The following is a 21,219-nucleotide window of genomic DNA, read 5'->3' on the forward strand; positions in this document are numbered from 1 at the left end:
CGCGTAGAATCGCGGCAAAAGAAGCAGGCGAAAAGTCGGTGATATGAGCATTGAGGCCAAAGTCGCGCCATCCATCGGGGTGGAACGCAGCATTACGTTTATGGACAAGGTGCATGCACGGCTGAGCGCCATGCGGGCGCAGGCGACGGGCTTTGTCTCGCAACCTGAGCCGCGCACGATTGGATCATTTGCCAAAGGCAAACAGCTCGCCGCCGGAAATTTCCAGTTTGGTGGTCATTTGGTACAGGCAGAAGGGCGGTCCCTTTGGGAAATAACGCCTCCAGATGCCATGTACGAAGCAGAGCTCAACGGCTTCACCTGGCTCGACGACCTGGCCTCGGTCGGGGATCGGGACTCGCGGCTTTTGGCGCAGGCGTGGGTGCACGAGTGGATCGAACGCTTCGGTCGCGGGCGCGGCTTGGGCTGGTCGCCGGATCTTACAGGGCGCCGTCTGATCCGATGGATCAACCACGCGCTGTTCTTGATGAATGGCCAGACACCCGAAGCCAACGACCGATATTACAAATCACTGGCGCATCAGACAGCCTATTTAGGACGACGTTGGTCGGTTGCCTCGCGCGGGTTGCCGCGCTTTGAGGCTTTGACCGGCCTGTTATACGCATCCCTTAGCCTCGGCGGGATGGAACGGTATGCGACGCCGTCAACCAATGCGCTGGCGCGCGAATGTGCCGATCAGATTGACGCCGAAGGCGGTATCCCAACGCGAAATCCCGAAGAACTTTTGGAGGTTTTCACTCTCCTGACATGGGCCGCCGCCGCATTGACAGAAGCAGGCCGGATGCCACTACCTGCGCATTTGGCCGCTATCAAGCGCATGGCCCCGACGCTTCGGGCATTGCGCCACGCTGATGGCGGCTTGGCGCGTTTTCATGGTGGCGGTCGGGGTTTGGAGGGGCGTTTAGACCATGCCTTGGCCTACTCCGGCGTTAAGGCGGCCCAATTGGATGGGCTTGCCATGGGCTACGCGCGCCTGTCAGGTGGGCGCACGACAGTGATTGCCGATGTCAGCGCGCCACCGGCACGAAATGCGTCACGGGTCGCACATGCCAGCACCTTGGCGTTCGAGCTGACGTCTGGCCGTCGTGCATTGATTGTGAATTGCGGGTCCGGTGCGCCGTTCGGTGCGGAATGGCGCAGGGCTGGTCGCGCCACACCTTCTCATTCGACCTTATCTATAGACGGCGTGTCATCGGCCAAGTTGATTGCAGAGCCACAAGGTGAATTTCTGACATCCGGCCCGACGAAAGTCACCGAGCAACGCAATGTTGGAAGCGATGCCACCGAAATCATCGCGAGCCATAACAGCTATTGCGTGGAATATGGTTTGACCCATGTCCGGAAAATGGAAGTCAGTCTGGATGGGCGCCGGGTTACAGGTGAGGATACTCTGGCGGCTTTGACCGACCCTGATCGGGTCCGGTTCGAAGCGCATATGGACAAAATTTCACTGCAGGGCGTGCCGTATTCGGTCCGGTTCCATTTACATCCGGAGGTAGATGCCTCTCTGGATATGGGAGGGACGGCTATCTCACTGGCACTGAAAAGTGGTGAAGTTTGGGTGTTCAGGCCGTCATTCGCGGCGAAAATGACGATTGAACCCAGCGTTTATCTGGAAAAAGGGCGATTAAAGCCACGTGCGTCCAAACAGATCGTTTTATCCTCCCGCGTGATGGAGTATGCGAGCCAGGTCAGTTGGTCTTTGGCTAAAGCGCAGGACACTCCGTCTTACTTGCGCGACGTGGACGAGGACCTTGAGCTGGCGTTGAAATGACCTCTGCTGCTTGAGCCTTAAGGACTGCTATGACCGATCTCGTACCCGTGCGCCGCGCGCTGCTTTCTGTATCCGATAAATCCGGCCTGATTGATTTCGCCCGTGCCTTGGCGGGCCACGGTGTTGAGTTGCTTTCAACGGGCGGCACTGCCGCCGCGATCCGTGACGCGGGGCTGGATGTGAAAGACGTGTCCGAAGTGACCGGATTCCCCGAGATGATGGATGGTCGCGTGAAAACTCTGCATCCGATTGTTCATGGTGGTTTGCTGGCATTGCGCGATAACGAAGGTCATGTCGGCTCGATGACGGAGCATGGCATCGGTGCAATCGACCTGCTTGTGGTGAATCTGTATCCGTTCGAAGAAACCGTCGCCAAGGGCGCCGATTATGCGACCTGCATCGAGAATATCGACATTGGCGGACCAGCGATGCTGCGCTCTGCCGCGAAGAACCACCAGTTTGTGAACGTCGTGACGGATGTGCAGGATTACGAAGCGGTTCTGGCCGAGATGATGGCGCAAGACGGCGCCACCTCCTACGCCTTCCGCCAGCGTCTGGCGCTCACCGCGTATTCGCGCACGGCGGCCTATGACACGGCGGTGTCCGGCTGGATGGCGGGCGCGTTGGGTGAAACACCGCGCCGCAAGTCCTTTGCAGGCACTCTGGCTCAAACCCTGCGATATGGCGAAAACCCGCATCAGCAGGCGGCGTTCTACACGGATGGTTCTGCCCGCCCCGGCGTTGCGACCGCGCAGCAGCATCAGGGCAAAGAGCTTTCCTACAACAACATCAACGATACTGACGCCGCGTTTGAGCTGGTCGCCGAGTTCGACCCCAAGGACGGCCCTGCGGTTGCCATTATCAAACACGCCAACCCATGTGGCGTGGCCCGCGGCGCGACTGTCGCGGAAGCCTACAACAAGGCCTTCGAATGCGATCAGACGTCGGCCTTTGGTGGTATCATTGCAGTGAACCAGCCGCTTGACGGGGCGACTGCCGAAGCGATTAGCGGCATCTTTACCGAGGTGGTGATTGCCCCCGGCGCGGATGATGATGCACGTGCGATTTTCGCCAAGAAGAAGAACCTGCGTTTGCTGACGACGGACGGTTTGCCTGATCCAGTCGCCGCAGCGCTGACCGTGCGCCAAGTGTCCGGCGGATTGTTGGTGCAAGACAAAGACAACGGCCGCATTCTGGCGGGCGACCTGAAGGTTGTGACCAAACGCGCACCTTCCGAGCAGGAACTTGCCGACATGCTGTTCGCATGGCGCGTGGCGAAACATGTGAAGTCCAACGCGATCGTCTACGTCAAGGATGGCGCGACCGTGGGTATCGGCGCAGGGCAAATGAGCCGCGTGGATAGCTCCCGCATCGCGGCGCGCAAGGCGCAAGACGTGGCGGAGTTGTTGAAACTGCCTGAACCACGCACAATCGGGTCCGCAGTGGCCTCCGACGCGTTCTTTCCTTTCGCGGATGGTTTGCAAACCGCAGCCGAAGCAGGGGCGACCGCGCTAATCCAGCCCGGCGGTTCCATGCGGGATGATGAAGTGATCGCAGCTGCTGACGAGCTTGGCCTTGCGATGGTCTTCACCGGCATGCGTCATTTCCGGCACTGATCATGAGGGTTATACTTCTCTCTGCACTGGCCGTTTTCGGGATCGACCAGTTTTCCAAATGGGCTGTCGTCCATAAGATGAACCTGATCGAGCGGCTTTCCGTCGACGTGCTGCCACCCCTGTTGAATTTCCGCATGGGCTGGAACACGGGCATCAATTTCGGCCTATTCTCGGACAGCCCAGAGATCATGCGCTACGTGCTGGTCGCGCTGGCCATCGTGGTGTCTTGCTTCCTGTTGTGGTGGGGCAATCGCAATCTTGGCCGGACAATCACGCAGATGGGGGCGGGGGCAATCATCGGTGGTGCGCTTGCAAATGCGCTGGATCGCGTACTTTACGGGGCCGTTGCCGATTTTTTGAACATGTCCTGCTGCGGTATCAGCAATCCCTACACCTTCAATATCGCCGACATCGGCATATTTGCAGGCGCTTTCGCCTTGGTTGCATTTGATGACACCAAGGGCGAGCATAAGTCAGGATAAAGAACCCTCGTGACGACCGCGTCGGATTACGTTAAAACACCATCAAAAGAAGAGCAGGAGTGGCCTTTCATGCAACGTAAAGCGATGATCCTTGGCGGGATGGTCTGTGCCGTACTGGCGCTGTCGGCATGTGACCGGAATAAACAGCCCCAGTTGCTCAACGTGAAATCCAATCAGGAAGGCGGGCCAGACGAGTTCGCGATCCTGCCAAACAAGCCTTTGACGCTTCCCGATGACTACAAGGCCTTGCCTGCGCCAACGAAGGGCGGGACCAACCGGACCGATGTGACGCCACTGGCCGATGCCGTGGTGGCGCTCGGGGGCAATCCAAACGGTGGTATCAGTGATGGCGGGTTGGTAAACTACGCGTCGCGCTATGGCGTTTCTCCCGATATCCGGGGCGCTCTTGCAACCGAAGATCTGGAATTCCGCCGCAAGAACGATGGCCGCCTGCTTGAACGCGTCTTTAATGTGAATGTCTACTTCAAGGCTTACCGCAAGCAATCTCTTGATCAGTACGCCGAGCTTGAGCGCTTGCGCCGGCTTGGTGTGCGCACCAATTCCGCGCCGCCCGAAGGCTACGAATAGTCAGGCCAGTCACAAGGCCGTGGCTCAGGTTGAATTCTCGGCAACTCCTGCCATGTTTTCTAATAACGTGATTATCTGAAGGGATGCTTATGCGCCGTCTAATTGCTTGTCTGATTGCTCCGGTTGTTCTGGTCTTTCCGGCCCTTGGCGCCGAAAAGATCACCACATTTACCTTGGATAACGGTCTCGAGGCAGTCGTGCTCGAAGATCATCGTGCGCCGGTCGTGGTGCATATGCTTTGGTACAAAGCGGGCGCTGCGGACGAAGCACCGGGGGTTTCTGGCATCGCGCATTTTCTTGAACACCTCCTATTCAAGGCCACTGACAAGCTGGAGGCTGGTGAGTTCTCGGCTGTGGTCGAGGCGAATGGCGGGTCGGACAACGCGTTCACCTCTTGGGACTATACGGCCTACTACCAGCGGATCGCGGCGGATCGCCTCGATCTGATGATGGGTATGGAAGCGGACCGGATGCGCAATATTCGCCTGACCGCGGAGGATGTGGAGACCGAGCGTAAAGTTATCCTGGAAGAACGGGCACAGCGCACAGATAGCGATCCGGGTGCTTTGTTCGGTGAGCAACGAAATGCAGCTCAATATTTGAACCACCCCTATGGTCGCCCGATTATCGGCTGGCGTCATGAGGCGGCCAAACTAAGCCGCGAAGATGCACTTGGCTTTTATCGAAAATACTACGCGCCGAACGCGGCCGTGCTGATTGTTGCGGGCGACGTGGACCCTGCCGAAGTGGAAGCGCTGGCCAAGAAGCACTACGGCCCGTTGGAACCCACCGTTGGGTTGGAAGCGCGCGTTCGCCCCGAAGAGCCACCGCAGCGTGCCGAGCGCCGAATTGTCTATGAAGACCCGCAAGCTGCGCAGCCTTATGTGATCCGCTCGTATATGGCTCCGGAACGGGATGCCGGAGACCAGAAAACGGCCGCTGCACTGACTTTGCTTGCCAAAATTCTTGGTGGACCCGGGCAGACGTCCGTGCTTGGTCGTGCATTGCAATTCGAGAGCAACAAAGCGGTCTACACATCGGCGTTCTATTCAGGCATGAACTACGACGACACGACTTTCGGAGTGTTCATCGTTCCAGCGCCGGGTCTGAGTTTGCAGCAAGGCGAGGACGAGATGGATGCAGTGATCGCAAAATTCCTTGAGGATGGCGTCGACGCGGAGCATCTGGCGCGAGTGAAGTCGCAAATTCGGGCATCCTTGATCTACGGACAGGACGATGTTGCCTCTCTGGGTCGTGAATATGGTGCGGCTCTGACCTCCGGTTTGACGGTCGAAGACGTGCAGCAATGGCCCGCCGTTCTAGATGCCGTCACCGAGGAAGATATAATGCAAGCGGCACGCTTGGTGCTTGACCGTAAAAAGGCGGTAACCGGTTGGTTCCGCAAGCCGTCAGCGGAGGAGGTTTCCCAATGATCCGTGTTGTTCTGGCCACCTGCTTGGCCCTCATTACCTTCCCTGCTGCCGCTATTGACATTAAAGAGGTGACCTCTCCGGGTGGTATCAAAGCGTGGCTGGTCGAAGAAACCTCGATACCATTCACCGCTCTGGAAATCCGCTTCAAAGGCGGTGCGTCGCTGGACGCTGAGGGAAAGCGTGGCGCCGCCTATTTGATGTCCGGCCTGCTGGACGAGGGCGCGGGTGATCTGACCTCGACTGAATTCGCTCTGGCCGCTGAAGAACTCGCATTCAAGTACGATTTTGACGCGTCTTCTGATAGTTTTTCAGTGTCTGCTCAGTTTCTGACGGAAAACCGTGACGCCTCCCTCGAATTGCTGCGCAAAGCGCTGAACGAGCCGCGGTTTGATCAAGATGCGGTGGATCGTGTACGTGCGCAGGTGCTGTCGATTATCGCCTCTGACTCAGAAGATCCAAACGACATCGCAGGCAAGACCTTTGCGTCGCTTGCTTACGGTGACCACCCATATGCAACCAAGCTTGAAGGCACGGCGGAATCCGTCACGATGCTGACACGCGATGATCTGATTGCATCGCATAAATCACTCCTCACCCGCGACCGCGTTTACGTTGGTGCGGTGGGCGATATCTCCGCTGAAGAACTGGGTGTCATTCTGGATGAACTGTTGGGTGCATTGCCAGAAACTGGCCCAGATTTGCCCGGTCCCGCGCCATTCCTGCTGTCCGGCGGCGAGACTGTGGTTCCCTATAACACGCCGCAATCTGTCGCCATTTTCGGTCATGCAGGTATCGAAAGAACTGATCCCGATTTTTTTGCAGCCTATGTTATGAATCAAGTTCTGGGTTCCGGCGGGTTCGGCTCCCGCCTCATGGACGAGGTGCGTGAAAAGCGCGGGCTCACCTATGGGGTATATTCATATCTGGTTCTTCGGGAGCATGTGAACTTGGTGATGGGTCAGGTGTCTTCGTCGAATGACAGCGTGGCGGAAGCGATCTCGGTCATCCGTGACGAATGGGCGAAGATGGCTGACGAGGGCGTGACTGAGGAAGAGCTGGAGACGGCCAAGACCTATTTGACCGGTGCCTATCCGCTACGCTTCGACGGCAACGCACGTATTGCCAACATTCTTGCTTCAATGCAGTTCGATGATTTGCCGATCGATTACATCGACAGCCGTAATTCGCAGGTTGAAGCGGTGACGCTAGAAGATATCAAGCGCGTCTCTAAACGACTTCTGAAGCCTGAAAACCTGCATTTTGTCGTCGTCGGAAAGCCGACCGGATTGGATGCGTCGAACTAGCCAAGCCCAATGGCCGAATCGGGATTGGGCGTGCTACAAATTGGGGTATGAACGCTCAGACCCCCAACATAGGCGATAGTCAGCCCGCAAAACGGCCTCAGATCAAGCAATTGGATGAAGTGGCCGTCAACCGGATCGCGGCTGGCGAAGTGGTCGAACGACCCGCCTCGGCGGTTAAGGAGTTGATCGAGAACGCGCTGGACGCAGGCGCGACCCGCATTGAGCTTTGCGTCAAGGACGGCGGCAAGACCCTGATCCGCGTGACCGATGACGGGCATGGGATCCCCGCGCGGGATTTGCCGCTGGCCTTGTCGCGGCACGCCACATCGAAGATCGACGGGACTGACCTGCTGAACATCCACACCTTCGGCTTCCGTGGCGAGGCGCTGCCGTCGATGGCCGCAGTCGGTCGCATGACGATCACGTCGCGCGTCGCAGGCGAGGACGCAGCGCAGATCGTCGTGGATGGCGGCGCGATGGGGAAGGTCACTCCTGCGGCCCTGTCGAAAGGCACAGTGGTCGAGTTGCGCAACCTGTTTTATGCGACACCCGCACGGCTGAAATTCCTGCGCACCGACCGCGCCGAGATGGGCGCGATCTCCGACGTGGTCAAGAAGCTGGCGATGGCGGAGCCTTACGTCGGCTTCACAATCCGCGATCTGTCGCGTGATGATACAGGGCGCGTGACGTTCCGTGCAGACCCGCAGTCGGGCGATATGTTCGATGCGCTTGGCGGGCGGTTGCGCTCGATCCTTGGCGCGGAATTCGCGGACAATGCCTTGGCCATTGATGCGGAACGCGAGGGGATCACCCTGACCGGCTACGCGGCGTTACCGACTTATTCACGCGGTAACAGTATTTCGCAGTTCCTGTTCGTGAATGGACGTCCCGTGCGAGACAAGCTGTTGGTCGGCGCGCTACGTGGCGCGTATTCGGACTTCCTGAGCCGCGACAGACATCCCGTAGTGGCGTTGTTTCTGGAATTGGAACCGACCAAAGTGGACGTAAACGTCCACCCGGCCAAGGCGGAAGTCCGGTTCCGCGATCCGAGAATGGCACGGGGATTGATCGTTTCAGCGCTGAAGCACGCGCTGGCGGATGCGGGGCATCGTGCCTCGACGACTGTGGCGGGCGCGACGTTGGGCGCGTTCCAGCCAGAGCGGGTGGAACGCCCCGTGTATCAAATGGACCGCCCATCGCTGGGGGCCATGCGGGCGTCTTATCAGGCCCAAGCACCCGGATTTGCCGAAACGCAGGCAGTCTATAGCCGCGTTGACGTGGTCGAGCCTGTTGCCGCAGAACCGGTGGACCAGCCCTTGGGAGCGGCACGCGGGCAGGTGCATGAGAACTACATCATCGCGCAAACCAAAAACGGTATGGTGATCGTCGACCAACACGCCGCACATGAGCGGTTGGTTTATGAGAAACTAAAGAAGCAGATGGCCGAGAACGGTGTTGCGGCGCAGGCATTACTAATCCCCGAGATCGTGGAAATGTCCGGTGCGGATGCCGAAACACTGTTGAGCCATGCTGACGCGCTGTCCAAACTTGGGCTAACGCTTGAGCCGTTTGGCGCAGGCGCAATCGCTGTGCGCGAGACCCCTGCGATTCTGGGCGAGGTTAACGCGGAAGCAATGGTGAGAGATATCCTTGATGAACTCGACGACCTTGGCGACACGCAACTGGTTACCGACAAGATAGAGGCGGTGTTAAGCCGCGTCGCCTGTCACGGCTCTATCCGGTCGGGTCGTTGGATGCGGGCGGACGAGATGAACGCCCTGCTGCGCGAGATGGAGGCGACGCCTCACTCGGGCCAATGCAACCACGGCCGCCCCACCTATGTGGAGCTGAAGCTGGCCGATATTGAACGATTGTTCGGACGCACATGATCCAGTTTGGCGATACGATTTTGCAGTGGGATGACCCGCTGGTTATTGCGGGCCTCGTGGGTGCCGCTGTTCTGCTTTTGATGATCGTTTTGCTGATCACAGTAGTTCGGTCTGCAGGACGGGCCGCACAAATGGCGCAGCCGATGATGATGCAGATGGGGCAGTTGAACCAAACCGTGCAAAGCCTTGGAACAGGTCAGGCGCAGTTGTCAGGCGGGCTGGAGAGCCTGTCGAAGAGTCAGAGCATGACGATCCAGACCATGGAAGTCCGGCTGGCTGAAGTGCAGCAAAAGATGGCAGAGCGGTTGCACGAGAACGCGATGAAGTCGGCGCGGTCCCTGTCGGATTTGCAGGAGCGGATGAACGACACGCTGCATGGCTCCTCCGAGAAAACCACCAAATCACTAACGCAGTTACAAGAACGATTGGCGACCATCGACAAGGCGCAGACCAATATCGAAAAGCTGTCGGGCGATGTGTTGTCCTTGCAGGATATCTTGTCGAACAAGCAAACACGCGGGGCGTTCGGGGAAATCCAGCTGAACGATATCGTGTCCAAGGCTTTGCCTGCTGACAGCTACTCGTTTCAGTGCACCTTGTCGAACGGCAAGCGGGCGGACTGCCTGATCAAGCTACCCAACCCTCCTGGGCCGATCGTGATCGATGCGAAGTTCCCGTTGGAGGCCTACGAAGCGCTTGTCGCCGCCGAAACCAAGGAGCAACAAGCGCGCGCGTTGACTGCTTTGGGGCAGGCGGTCCGGGTGCATATCAAGAAAATCTCCGAGAGCTACCAGATCGAAGGTGAAACCGCTGATGGGGCACTGATGTTCCTACCCTCCGAGGCGGTCTATGCGGAGCTTCATTCCCGTTTGCCCAACATCATCCGTGAGGGCTTCGCTGCACGGGTATGGATTGTCTCGCCCACGACATGTATGGCGACGCTGCACACGATGCGCTCGATCCTGAAGGACTCGCGGATGCGCGAGCAAACAGGCGAAATTCGCAAAGCTCTGCGCCAGCTTCACCGCGATGTCGAGATTATCGGCGAGAAGGCAGGCAAGCTGGAAACGCACCTGCGGCAAGCAGGCGATGATGTGTCGGGCGTGCTGACCGCCGCTACGCGTGCGGGTAAACGGGCGGACCGCTTGGACAACTTCGATTTCGAGGAACTGGTGCCCGAGGAGACCAACGTTGTGCCACTCGGCAAGTCTCCGGATTAAATCCGCAAGAACGGCTGCGCGATGCGTTGCACAAGGCCACGGAATCTCAGCGGCGCGTCGGTAGCTGCAAGGCAGATACAATCTACACCTGCTTCTGCCACAGGTGTGTGTTCGTCTTCTTCCGTGGCAATTTCCAGATCACCCGGTCCGAAACGATCAAACTCGTCGCGGAAGGCGCCTTGAAGAACCAGAGTCAATTCAGTCCCACGGTGACCATGGTCAGGCACGGCACACCCGGCGGGGATATGGAGCAAACGGACGGAGGCATCTTTCGACGTCGGTAGAATTGCTTGCCGGACGCCCATTCCGACCGAACGCCATTTTACGGAATCCAGATCCCCCCCGACATAGCTTTGCAATGCCGATGGAAACAGCCCGGGCTTGGTGTGATGGATGCGAATAGGGGCTTTCTCACCGGCGTCAATAAGAGCCAAAGTTGCGATCAAATCCACATCCACGTCACGAGTACTATCGCTCTCTGACGTGTCCGATAGAATCGCACCGCCCACGGCTTCAAACGCTTCAAGGCGCACGCGACAAGCGTCGCACATGCTCACATGCGTCGCGACCACGAGGCTGAATGCCTCGGATAATGTGCCTGCTGCGTAGCTAATCAACAACCCATCGTTGATATGGTGTTTGATGTTTTCCATAGTCCGTTTCACTTCATTACGTGGCGCAGCTTTTCAAGCGCCAGTCTAATTCTTGACTTGATCGTTCCCAGTGGCAGCCCTGTCTCATCAGCGATTTCGCTATGCGACAGATCGCCAAAATAGGCTTTCTGAATCAAATCCCTCTGTTTGTCCGGCAGTTCAGCTAATGCCTGAACCAATCGGGTACTTTCTTGTTGAAGCTCCATAACATCGGCCGCATCCGGCTCAGGTTCTGGGCCCCATGTCAATTCGTCCGGCTCGGGCCGCCGCTGCTTTCGCAACATGTCGATCCGCCGGTTCCGTGCGATAGTGAACACCCAAGTGCTCACGCTGGCCCGCGTCGGGTCGAACAGATGCGCCTTGTGCCACAGCGTTGCCATGACGTCCTGAGCGCATTCCTCCGCCATCGAAGCGTCAGTTCCAGATTTGATCAGGAACCCTTTCACGCGCGGGGCGAAATGCTTGAACAGTTCTGCGAATGCCGCCTTATCCTGAGCATCGCGGATCAACAGAACGCATTCTACAAATCGCAGGTTTTCTTGTTCCTTCATGGACACAATCTTCTCACGACCCTTTCTGACGCCACCCTCGCGGCGCACCGGTTTGCATACAGGCTGCATTACAAGCCCAGAGTCGTCAAAAGATGTGTCTGCCGTCAACATGTACCTTCTACGGCCAGAAATCTATTTCGGATCACTTCGCCTTCATTGATCCATATCGACCGCGCAGACGTAAAACCCTTAGAAGAAATTTTTCCGTGCTGGAGCGTAAAATGCCGTTTGAACCCATGACTATAGCCCCGAAGCGTATTGCCGTAATCGGGGCGGGAATTTCCGGCATGGGTGCCGCACATATGCTGTCGAAATCGCATCAGGTGACATTATTCGAGGCGGAACCCCGCTTGGGCGGCCATGCGCGTACCATCATTGCTGGAAAGCGCGGTGACCAGCCTGTGGACACTGGGTTCATCGTGTTCAATGAAACCAACTACCCTCATCTGGTAAATCTGTTTGCCGACCTCGGGGTCGAAACGGTCAAAAGCAATATGAGCTTCGGTGCCTCGATCGGGGGCGGGAAGTTGGAATACGGTCTGCACAGCATTGACGCGATCTTTGCGCAACGTCGCAACGCCATGGACCCACGTTTCCTTCGGATGATCCGCGATATCGTTCGCTTCAACGCCCGCGCGGTGGATGTTGCGAACGACCCTGACATTTCCATTTCGGAGCTTTTGGGGCAGCTCGGCACCGGTTCATGGTTCCGCGACAAATACCTGTTGCCGTTTACCGGCGCGATTTGGTCTACACCAATAGAGCGGATGGAGGCCTTTCCAGCGCAAGCGATGATACGCTTCATGCAAAATCACGCCCTGCTGGGATATTCGGGCCAGCACCAATGGCGCACCGTGCAAGGGGGCTCAACGCAATATGTCTGCAAACTGGAAGAGCGATTGAGGAACCAAGGCGTAAGCATCCGCGTGGGAACACCCATCAAGTCGGTTGAGCGTGCTCAAACCCATGTCGAGATTACGCCTGTCGGAGGGGTGCTTGAGCGTTTTGATGAAGTTGTATTCGCCTCCCATGCCGATCAAAGCTTGGCCATGCTGACCGATGCGTCCCTTGCAGAGCGTGCAGCCTTAGGGGCGGTGAAATACCAACCCAACGAAGCCGTGCTACATGCCGACCCGTCAATGATGCCGAAGCGGCGCAAGGTCTGGGCCAGCTGGGTATATTGCGAAGACAAGCACAAGTCTTCAGACAGAATTGATCTGACCTACTGGATGAACTCCCTTCAGCCGATCCCGCATGATGATCCGCTCTTTGTAACCCTGAACTCGACCCGCGAGATTTGTGAGGATCTGATTTATGATACGAAGACATTCCATCATCCGGTTTATGATGTCGCCGCTTTGAAAGCACAGGACAAAATTTCGGCCATGAACGGGACAAACCGGACATGGTTCTGCGGGGCTTGGATGAAAAACGGCTTCCACGAGGACGGCCTGTCTAGTGCGGTTGATGTGGCTCAGGGCTTCGCCTCGAAACTAGAAACGTCCGAGGCTGCGTGAGCGGAATCAGTCATATCGCAGGCGTGACCTTTCACGGGCGCAAAGGGGCGATCGAAAACGCCTTCCGATATGGCGTGGACTACGTCTTGTTGGACCCCACCTCGGAGGTAACATCTCCGGCTTTGTTTTCACGCAACAGCGCCAATCTGGTATCTCTGCACGACAGCGACCACGGGGGCGATCCGAAGCAAGGTGCGGGCGCATCTTGGGCGCGCGGGGTCTTTGAGGCCGAAGGCTTGATGACTGTCGTCGACCGGATTGAACTGCTCGCCCAGCCGCGTGTCTTGGGACATGTATTCAATCCGGTGAGCTTCTGGCTTGGCTTTGATGCTGAGGGTAGCTTGTGCGCAGTTATACCCGAGGTCTCGAACACCTATGGAGATCGGCATTGCTACCTTTGTTTCCATGATGACCACCGCGCTATCTTGCCGACTGACCGACTGACTGCACGAAAGATATTCTACGTCTCGCCGTTCCAGCCGGTCGCAGGTGAATACACATTCCGCTTTGACTTCACAGACGACAAGGTGGGCGTTTGGATCGACTACACTTGCGGGAACAACGGCTTGCTGGCGACTCTAACTGGCAAGCGTGCGCCGCTGACCAACTGGTCGATATTGAGGGCGTGTTTACGCCGCCCGTTAGGATCGCGTCGCGTTTTGAGTCTAATCCATTGGCAGGCCCTAAAACTGTGGTGGAAGGGCGCAAAATTTCGTGCACACCCCGAACCGCCATCCAAAAAGGTATCGAGATGAGTGCCGCTGAAACCGATGAAACAACATTAACGAGAGCTGCCGGATGAGAGATTTTAACGGGAAGCGATATTGGTTGGTTGGTGCCTCCGCTGGGCTGGGCCGTGCTTTGGCCGATAAGCTGGTGGAGGCCGGCGCCGAAGTGGTGATCTCTGCTCGCGGCGAAGATGGGCTGAAACAGGCGGTGTCCGAAATCGGCACGAAAGCGTCCTACGTAACCGTTGATGTGTCCGAAAATGACGACGTGATCCGCGCGGCTACAGAAGTCGGTGAGGTCGACGGCTATGTGCATCTGGCGGGTGTTTATTGGCCGCAAGGCGCGAAAGAGTGGGACGCCGATCAGGTGAACGCCATGTGCGATATCAATTTCACCGGTTTGGCGCGTGTCTTAGGGCAGGTCGTTCCGAACATGGTTCAACGAGACGGCGGACATATCGTCATCACGTCCAGCCTGACCGGATTTAGAGGCCTCCCTGGCTCTATCGGGTATACAGCGAGCAAGGCGGCCACTATGAGTTTGGCCGAATGCATGTATGCTGATTTGCGCGAAACAGGCGTGGATATTCAGGTGGTGAATCCGGGGTTTATCAAGACCCAACTAACCGACAAGAACGACTTCAACATGCCGTTCATTATGGAGCCGGAAGAGGCCGCGCAGATCGTGTTCGACCATATGAAGTCCGGTGGTTTCAAACGCAGCTTTCCGACTCTGTTCAGTCTTGTTTTCAGAGGCAGCCAATTCCTGCCGGACTGGCTGTATTACCGCATTTTCTCCTGAGTTCCTGTTTGATCCATATCATTGGAGAAGGCTATGCTGCCGCCTACAGTGGATCATCAACACGGAGGAGCATTGTCGATGGACATTTCCCTACACAAGGTTGCGCAAGTTGTCTTGTTTGCACACGAAATCGACCGCGCAGAGGGCGAACTTCGCGCGTTCATCGATGGATTGAACGAGGACGAGCAGGCCGAGCTTGTCGCGTTGACATGGATCGGACGCGGCAGCTTTGATGCGAGCGAATGGGACGAGGCATTGCTCACGGCGCGGCAAGAGAAGGTGAGCCCTACCGAGGATTACCTTTTGGGAATCCCTCATCTTGCAGACCATCTTGAAAACGGCTCTGAAATGATGGGCTTTGACCTGTCGGATGCGGAAGAAGAGCTTCTTTAGAGATGTTCGTCGAACGTCGCCTTCGCGCGACCCCAAACGCCTGCGTCCAGCGCGTCGAGCGTGAGGAGGCTTGGTAACAACTGGCTGGAAAAATCTTCGGAAGCTTCGGTGGGCAGCATGGAAGGCAGATTGTCGATGGCTGTCACATCCAACACGGGGTCGTCGTGAACCCGTAGGGCTGGCGCGTCCCACGTCGTGACACGATCATAGACCTTGATCGGGGAAAAGTCGCTGTCAGGATCGCAGGCGATGTCACCAATCACCGAGAGTTTGCGCTCTGTCGTTTTTGCCGATGCCGGAACAAATACCGGCGTTCCGGGGCGCGCAAGAATACAATTCAGGAAAATGTCGTGGTCCAACACCTCGGGGAACGGCCCCCCGCTGGCGGTTTCTGCCATGTCCCATTTGGTTACGGGTACCCCCATGGACGTGCAAAGGTCTGCACCACCCGTTCCCACGCGGCCCAAGGCGCCGATAATGAGGGCCGAAGGTCGCTTATCACTAAAGGCCGCCATGCGTTCGTTCAGGTCATCTTGCATTGCTTTTGACGATGCGTAGACCCCAACTGGCTCCACAATGCTTCCGTTCTGTTGGGCAATCCAGCACATCAGGCTGACTGCTGCCCCCGCGTAGCCCGCCCAATACCCGAACGCAGCAACGCGGCGGCCGTCTTCGCCCACAAGATATTCCAAGTCATATATGGCACCTCCGCCCGCCTTGAAGCGGTCCAGCAACACGCGGCCCGAGGGTTGCCCCTTGAAGGCGTGACCGAACATAATGTGGCGGTGTGGCAGAGGTGTGCCGTCTTCGGGCAGCTCTTTGAGGCCGAAAATGATTGCTTCGCGAGGGGCGTCGGTCCAGCTGCCTTCGAGCGCAATTTCGCAGCCCGTCGCACTATAGCCATCGATACCAATTGCGCGTGAGGAGCTCTCCTCAACGGTGACTTTGATCCCTGCATTCATAAGCGCTTTGACCCCTTCAGGCGTCACGCCGACCCGTTGCTCATGGTCTCGGCTTTCGGATCGAACCCAAAGATGTGTCATGTCAGTTTCCCTTTAAGTGTTACCCTAAGACTTACGCGAGGCCGCCAATACGCGCCACCCCTGCGCCCATGGGAAACAGGCTGACGCAAATACGGTGTTTGAGGTCGCGCATGATGCTCTGGAATTGCCCGCCCGATGCTTTAACTTGGCGCACGCAGGGAGACACGCCAATGACCGACACGATCAAATTCACGCTCAACGGTGAGCAGGTAGAGGCCCAAGCGGGCGAAACCATCTGGGAAGTGGCCAATGGCCGTGGCCTTGTGATCCCGCATCTGTGTCACAAACCGGCACCCGGATATCGCCCCGACGGCAACTGCCGTGCGTGTATGGTCGAGATCGAGGGCGAGCGGGTTTTGGCCGCGTCGTGCATTCGCGAACCAGCTGAAGGGATGGTCGTCACCAGCAACTCCAATCGCGCGGAAACCGCGCGAAAAATGGTCGTGGAGATGCTGGTCGCGGATCAGCCCGCGCCTGACGAGGCGCATGATAAATCTTCCCACCTTTGGGACATGGCGGCGATGCAGGGCGTGTCGGAAAGCCGGTTCCCGAAGCTGGAGGAAGGCCGCATCCCGTTGCTGGATGACAGCCACGTGGCGATGTCGGTGAACTTGGATGCGTGCATTCAATGCGGCCTGTGCGTACGCGCCTGTCGAGAGGTTCAGGTGAACGACGTGATCGGCATGTCGGGCCGTGGTCACGACTCCTATCCGACCTTCGATTTCGCCGACCCGATGGGCGACAGCACCTGCGTGGCTTGTGGTGAATGCGTTCAAGCCTGCCCGACCGGTGCGTTGATGCCTGCAACCGTGACGGACGAGAACCAAATTGGTGACAGCAAGGATTTTGACAGTGAAGTGGAAAGCGTTTGCCCGTTCTGCGGTGTCGGGTGCCAGATTTCGCTGAAGGTCAAAGACGGCAAGGTGAAATATGTGGACGGGATCAACGGCCCCGCCAACGAAGGCCGCCTGTGTGTCAAAGGCCGCTTTGGCTTCGACTACATTCACCATGACCACCGCCTGACCAAGCCGTTGATCCGCCGTGACGACGCACCTGCTAAGGGGCTGAATGTCGACCCTGGCAATTGGCAGGAGTTCTTCCGCGAGGCGACGTGGGACGAGGCGCTGGATATGGCTGCGGGCGGCATGAAGGGTCGGGGCCGTGAGGTCGCGGGTTTCGGGTCGGCTAAATGCACCAACGAAGAGGCCTACCTGTTCCAGAAAATTATCCGCCAAGGCTTTGGTCACAACAACGTCGATCACTGCACGCGGCTTTGCCATGCGTCGTCAGTCGCGGCGCTGATGGAGAACGTGGGGTCCGGTGCTGTGACCGCGACGTTTAACGAGATTGAAAACGCAGACGTTGCGATTGTCATTGGTGCGAACCCGACGGAAAACCATCCCGTTGCGGCGACCTATTTCAAGCAGTTCGCTAAGCGTGGCGGCAAGCTGATCGTCATGGACCCGCGCGGACAAGCGTTGAAACGCCATTCTAGCCACATGCTGCAATTCCGCCCTGGTGCAGATGTGTCGATGCTGAATGCGATCATGCATGTGATCGTGGAGGAAGGCCTCTACGACCAACAATATATCGACGCCTACACCGAGAATTGGGAGGCCGAGAAGGCCCACCTTGCGGGATTTACACCTGAGAAGATGAGTGAGATTTGCGGTATCGCTCCTGAGATGTTGCGCGATGTGGCCCGTACCTTTGCTGGTGCCAAAGCGGCTATGATTTTCTGGGGCATGGGGGTCTCGCAACACATTCACGGCACCGACAATTCCCGCTGCCTGATCAGCCTTGCGTTGATGACGGGTCAAGTGGGCCGGCCCGGTTCCGGTCTTCACCCGCTGCGCGGTCAGAACAACGTGCAAGGCGCGTCGGATGCGGGGCTCGTGCCGATGTTCTTGCCGGACTATCAAAGCGTGATGGATGACGGTGTTCGTTCTGCCTTCACCGAAGTTTGGGGCTCGGATGACTTCTCGAACGAGAAGGGCCTGACTGTGACCGAAATCCTGGATGCGGTCCACGCGGGCGACATCAAGTCGATGTACATTCTAGGTGAAAATCCGGCGATGTCGGACCCTGATGTGGAACACGCCCGCGATGCGTTAGCGAAGCTGGATCACTTGGTCGTCCAAGACATCTTCCTGACCGAAACCGCGAACTTTGCCGATGTGATTTTACCTGCCTCAGCCTTTGCCGAGAAGTCCGGCACTGTGACCAACACCAATCGTCAGGTGCAAATGGGCCGCCCTGCTTTGCCGCCACCTGGTGACGCGAAAGAGGACTGGTGGATCGAGGTTGAGCTGGCCAAGCGCTTAGGTTTGGACTGGAGCTATAGTGGTCCGGCTGACGTCTTTGCGGAGATGAAAAAGAACATGGGCTCGCTAGACAACATCACGTGGGACCGCTTAGCGATGGAAAGCGTGGTGACCTATCCGTCACTTTCCCCCACAGACCCCGGGCAACCGATTGTGTTTGGCGATGGATTCCCGCGTGCTGATGGCCGCGCGAAATTTACCCCCGCGAACGTCATTGCGCCGGATGAGGTCCCTGATGCCGAGTATCCGATGATTCTGACGACTGGCCGACAACTGGAGCACTGGCATACAGGGTCTATGACCCGTCGCGCTTCGGTGTTGGACGCATTGCAGCCAGAGGCCAACTGCTCGCTGCACCCGTCGACGTTGCGCAAGCTGGGGGTGGAGCCCGGTGGCATGTTGCGGCTGACAACGCGGCGCGGGTCGATCAATGTCATGGCGCGGTCTGACCGTGCGGTCGCACCTGACATGGTGTTCCTGCCTTTTGCTTATGTTGAAGCCGCGGCCAACATTCTGACCAACCCCGCAGTCGATCCTTACGGTAAGATTCCGGAATTCAAGTTTGCGGCGGTTCGTGTCGAGAACGCGGATCAACCTGTTCCCGCAGAATAGACAGCCGCAGAACGACTGATTCTGATTTTCGAATATCACCCCTGCCTCGGCCCTTATTACGGCGGAGGCAGGGGGGCGCCCTTTCGCCACTAATGGCGCAAAATCTCTTAAATATAAGTTGTTGTCCGCCGAATTCAGACGGTTGATAGCGCTATCTGAACAAGTGTTCAAAAAAACATTTGACGTTGCAGCGCCTGCCGACCAGTATTCCCCCAATAGGAAGCGCTTAGCTTCACCGTCGGTCATTCCGGCATTGGGAGGAAATTTTGGTTCACGCAACAACTGCTTCGGCTGGTCTGGATACTATACCTCGTCTTCTGGCGCGCAATGTTGCCAAGTATGGCGACAAGCCAGCGTATCGTGAAAAAGAGTTCGGCATCTGGCAAACTTGGACTTGGGCTGAAGTTGCGGAAGAGATCGAAGCCTTGGCGCTGGGCCTTCTTACACTTGGTGTAAACGAAGGCGATCATATCGCGATTATCGGCCGGAACCGCCCCTACCTTTATTGGAGCTTCGTGGCTGCCGAAATGGTCGGCGCTATTCCTGTTCCGCTTTACCAAGACGCGGTCGCGGAGGAGTTGGCCTATGTTTTGGATCACTGCGGCGCACGGTTTGTGATCGCGCAAGATCAAGAACAGGTTGATAAAGTTTTTGAAGTGCATGATCAGCTTCCGGGCATCGAGCACATGGTTTATCTGGATCCTCGCGGCATGCGCAAATACGACCACAGCGCGCTGACGAAATATCAGGTCTTGCAAGAAAAAGGCCGTGCTGATGGAGACCGTGCCGAGCTTAACCGCCGTCGCGACAAGCCGACCTACGACGATACATGCGTCATGCTTTATACCTCTGGCACAACGGGTAAGCCGAAAGGTGTGGTTCTGTCGAACCGGAACATTATCGAGACGTCCAAGGCATCTTCCGAGTTTGATGACCTGCGGGCCGAGGACGAAATTCTCGCCTATCTCCCGATGGCATGGGTTGGCGATTTCATCTTCTCCATTGGGCAAGCTTTCTGGACCGGCTTCTGTGTGAACTGCCCCGAAAGTCCGGCCACGATGCACAGCGATCTGCGCGAAATCGGGCCGACATATTACTTTGCACCACCGAGGGTTTTCGAGACCCAACTGACAGATGTGATGATCCGGATGGAGGATGCAAGTCGCTTCAAAAAGTGGCTGTTCCACCATTTCATGGCACATGCCAAGAAGGTGGGCCCAGACTTGTTGGATGGAAAGCCGGTCGGGTTCGGGGACAAGCTGAAGTACCAGCTTGGTGAGCTGATGGTTTACGGGCCTTTGAAGAACACACTCGGGTTTTCGCGGGTACGCGTTGGCTATACGGCGGGTGAGGCGATTGGGCCGGAGATCTTTGACTTCTACCGCTCGCTGGGGATCAACCTGAAGCAGCTCTATGGCCAGACAGAAGCCTCGGTGTTCATCACGCAACAACCTGACGGGGAAGTGCGGTCCGATACGGTGGGTGTCCCTAGCCCCGGCGTAGAGCTGAAAATCGCCGACAATGGTGAGGTATTCTACCGCTCGCCGGGCGTATTTGTGCGCTACTTCAAAAATGACGAAAGCACAGCTTCGACCAAGGACGCGGAGGGTTGGGTCGCGACAGGCGACGCCGGATTTATCGAAGAAGGGAGCGGTCATCTACGGATTATCGACCGCGCCAAGGACGTCGGAAAAATGGCTGACGGGTCTTTGTTTGCACCTAAATACGTTGAAAATAAACTGAAATTCTATCCCAACGTGCTGGAAGCTGTTGTGTTCGGCAGTGGCAAAGACTACTGCACCGCGTTTTTGAACATTGACCTGACAGCCGTCGGGAACTGGGCGGAACGCAACAACATTGCTTATTCCAGCTATCAGGAGCTGGCCGGTCACCCCGAGGTGCTGGCGACCATGCAGTCCCACGTGGAAGAGGTGAACGCGAGCGTCGCGGAAGACCCGATGTTGTCGGGGTGTCAGGTGCATAGATTTGTTGTTCTTCACAAGCAGTTAGATGCGGATGACGGGGAGTTGACGCGGACGTTGAAGGTCCGGCGTCGGATCATCGAAGAGAAGTTCGCAGATATTCTTGAAGCGCTCTATGACGGGTCCTCGAACATATCGACCGAGACGGAAGTGACCTATGAAGACGGGCGTAAAGGGTCGATCAAAGCGACACTTGAGGTGCGCGATGCCCGAGTATTTGAAATCCGGAAAGTTGCGGCGGAATGACGGTGCGACGCTCGATTTCATCATCGCCCCGCCCGCCATCCCGT

At 57.3% G+C, this 21,219-nt stretch carries 18 protein-coding genes; 14 read left to right on the forward strand and 4 right to left on the reverse strand.

Annotation, left to right across the window (positions count from 1 at the left end; translation table 11 throughout):
- Positions 1-43: 43 nt before the first annotated feature.
- The 8 genes from BUB72_RS15690 to BUB72_RS15725 all read left to right on the forward strand — a co-directional run bounded on the left by BUB72_RS15690 (position 44) and on the right by BUB72_RS15725 (position 10,324).
- Positions 44-1,792, forward strand: coding sequence for a heparinase II/III family protein (locus BUB72_RS15690; RefSeq protein WP_073145697.1), 1,749 nt, complete (start codon positions 44-46; stop codon positions 1,790-1,792).
- Between the two features lie 29 nt (positions 1,793-1,821).
- Complete coding sequence (purH, locus tag BUB72_RS15695; RefSeq protein WP_073145699.1) at positions 1,822-3,408, forward strand: bifunctional phosphoribosylaminoimidazolecarboxamide formyltransferase/IMP cyclohydrolase; 1,587 nt, start codon at positions 1,822-1,824, stop codon at positions 3,406-3,408.
- A 2-nt stretch (positions 3,409-3,410) separates the two neighbouring features.
- Entirely contained in the window at positions 3,411-3,890 is a 480-nt protein-coding gene (gene lspA, locus BUB72_RS15700) for a signal peptidase II (protein ID WP_073145701.1), read from the forward strand.
- A 69-nt stretch (positions 3,891-3,959) separates the two neighbouring features.
- On the forward strand, positions 3,960-4,478 hold the full coding sequence (locus BUB72_RS15705; protein WP_073145704.1) for a DUF3035 domain-containing protein: 519 nt from the start codon (positions 3,960-3,962) through the stop codon (positions 4,476-4,478).
- An 83-nt stretch (positions 4,479-4,561) separates the two neighbouring features.
- Positions 4,562-5,911, forward strand: coding sequence for a M16 family metallopeptidase (locus tag BUB72_RS15710; protein ID WP_073145706.1), 1,350 nt, complete (start codon positions 4,562-4,564; stop codon positions 5,909-5,911).
- Positions 5,908-7,215, forward strand: coding sequence for a M16 family metallopeptidase (locus tag BUB72_RS15715; protein ID WP_073145708.1), 1,308 nt, complete (start codon positions 5,908-5,910; stop codon positions 7,213-7,215). Before BUB72_RS15710 ends, BUB72_RS15715 begins: the two co-directional genes overlap by 4 nt.
- A gap of 47 nt (positions 7,216-7,262) precedes the next feature.
- The gene (mutL, locus tag BUB72_RS15720; protein ID WP_073145710.1) at positions 7,263-9,104 is read left to right on the forward strand and encodes a DNA mismatch repair endonuclease MutL; all 1,842 of its coding nucleotides are present in this window, start codon (positions 7,263-7,265) and stop codon (positions 9,102-9,104) included.
- A complete protein-coding gene (locus BUB72_RS15725; protein ID WP_073145712.1) occupies positions 9,101-10,324 on the forward strand; it encodes a DNA recombination protein RmuC in 1,224 nt (407 codons plus the stop codon). The genes mutL and BUB72_RS15725 overlap by 4 nt, the downstream gene beginning before the upstream one ends.
- On the opposite strand, the gene BUB72_RS15730 is transcribed toward BUB72_RS15725, so the two are convergent.
- Both BUB72_RS15730 and BUB72_RS15735 read right to left on the reverse strand, forming a co-directional pair.
- Positions 10,321-10,977, reverse strand: a complete 657-nt coding sequence (locus tag BUB72_RS15730; RefSeq protein ID WP_073145714.1) for a ChrR family anti-sigma-E factor — start codon at positions 10,975-10,977, stop codon at positions 10,321-10,323. The genes BUB72_RS15725 and BUB72_RS15730 overlap by 4 nt on opposite strands.
- A gap of 8 nt (positions 10,978-10,985) precedes the next feature.
- The gene (locus BUB72_RS15735) at positions 10,986-11,528 is read right to left on the reverse strand and encodes a sigma-70 family RNA polymerase sigma factor (protein ID WP_217653866.1); all 543 of its coding nucleotides are present in this window, start codon (positions 11,526-11,528) and stop codon (positions 10,986-10,988) included.
- Between the two features lie 221 nt (positions 11,529-11,749).
- On the opposite strand from BUB72_RS15735, the gene BUB72_RS15740 reads away from it, so the two are divergent.
- The 4 genes from BUB72_RS15740 to BUB72_RS15755 all read left to right on the forward strand — a co-directional run bounded on the left by BUB72_RS15740 (position 11,750) and on the right by BUB72_RS15755 (position 14,968).
- Complete coding sequence (locus BUB72_RS15740) at positions 11,750-13,045, forward strand: NAD(P)/FAD-dependent oxidoreductase (RefSeq protein WP_073145717.1); 1,296 nt, start codon at positions 11,750-11,752, stop codon at positions 13,043-13,045.
- Complete coding sequence (locus BUB72_RS15745) at positions 13,042-13,800, forward strand: DUF1365 domain-containing protein (RefSeq protein ID WP_073145719.1); 759 nt, start codon at positions 13,042-13,044, stop codon at positions 13,798-13,800. Before BUB72_RS15740 ends, BUB72_RS15745 begins: the two co-directional genes overlap by 4 nt.
- A gap of 43 nt (positions 13,801-13,843) precedes the next feature.
- Entirely contained in the window at positions 13,844-14,575 is a 732-nt protein-coding gene (locus tag BUB72_RS15750) for an SDR family NAD(P)-dependent oxidoreductase (protein ID WP_073145722.1), read from the forward strand.
- Positions 14,576-14,653: 78 nt separating this feature from the next.
- Positions 14,654-14,968, forward strand: a complete 315-nt coding sequence (locus BUB72_RS15755; protein ID WP_073145724.1) for a DUF3775 domain-containing protein — start codon at positions 14,654-14,656, stop codon at positions 14,966-14,968.
- Here BUB72_RS15755 and BUB72_RS15760 read toward each other — a convergent pair.
- Complete coding sequence (locus BUB72_RS15760; protein ID WP_073145726.1) at positions 14,965-16,011, reverse strand: saccharopine dehydrogenase; 1,047 nt, start codon at positions 16,009-16,011, stop codon at positions 14,965-14,967. The genes BUB72_RS15755 and BUB72_RS15760 overlap by 4 nt on opposite strands.
- Before the next feature lie 31 nt (positions 16,012-16,042).
- On the reverse strand, positions 16,043-16,165 hold the full coding sequence (locus BUB72_RS19200) for a hypothetical protein (protein WP_281250221.1): 123 nt from the start codon (positions 16,163-16,165) through the stop codon (positions 16,043-16,045).
- A 16-nt stretch (positions 16,166-16,181) separates the two neighbouring features.
- Between BUB72_RS19200 and fdhF the strand changes: the two genes are divergently transcribed.
- Both fdhF and BUB72_RS15770 read left to right on the forward strand, forming a co-directional pair.
- Positions 16,182-18,947 carry a formate dehydrogenase subunit alpha gene (gene fdhF / locus BUB72_RS15765; RefSeq protein WP_073145728.1) on the forward strand — a complete coding sequence of 922 codons (2,766 nt, stop codon included), beginning with the start codon at positions 16,182-16,184 and terminating at the stop codon, positions 18,945-18,947.
- Positions 18,948-19,213: 266 nt separating this feature from the next.
- Positions 19,214-21,175: an AMP-binding protein gene (locus BUB72_RS15770; RefSeq protein WP_073145731.1), complete on the forward strand. Its 1,962-nt coding sequence runs from the start codon at positions 19,214-19,216 to the stop codon at positions 21,173-21,175.
- The last annotated feature ends 44 nt before the right edge of the window (positions 21,176-21,219 follow it).

Origin of the sequence: Litoreibacter ascidiaceicola, from assembly GCF_900129235.1 — a bacterium.
Lineage (GTDB): Bacteria > Pseudomonadota > Alphaproteobacteria > Rhodobacterales > Rhodobacteraceae > Litoreibacter > Litoreibacter ascidiaceicola.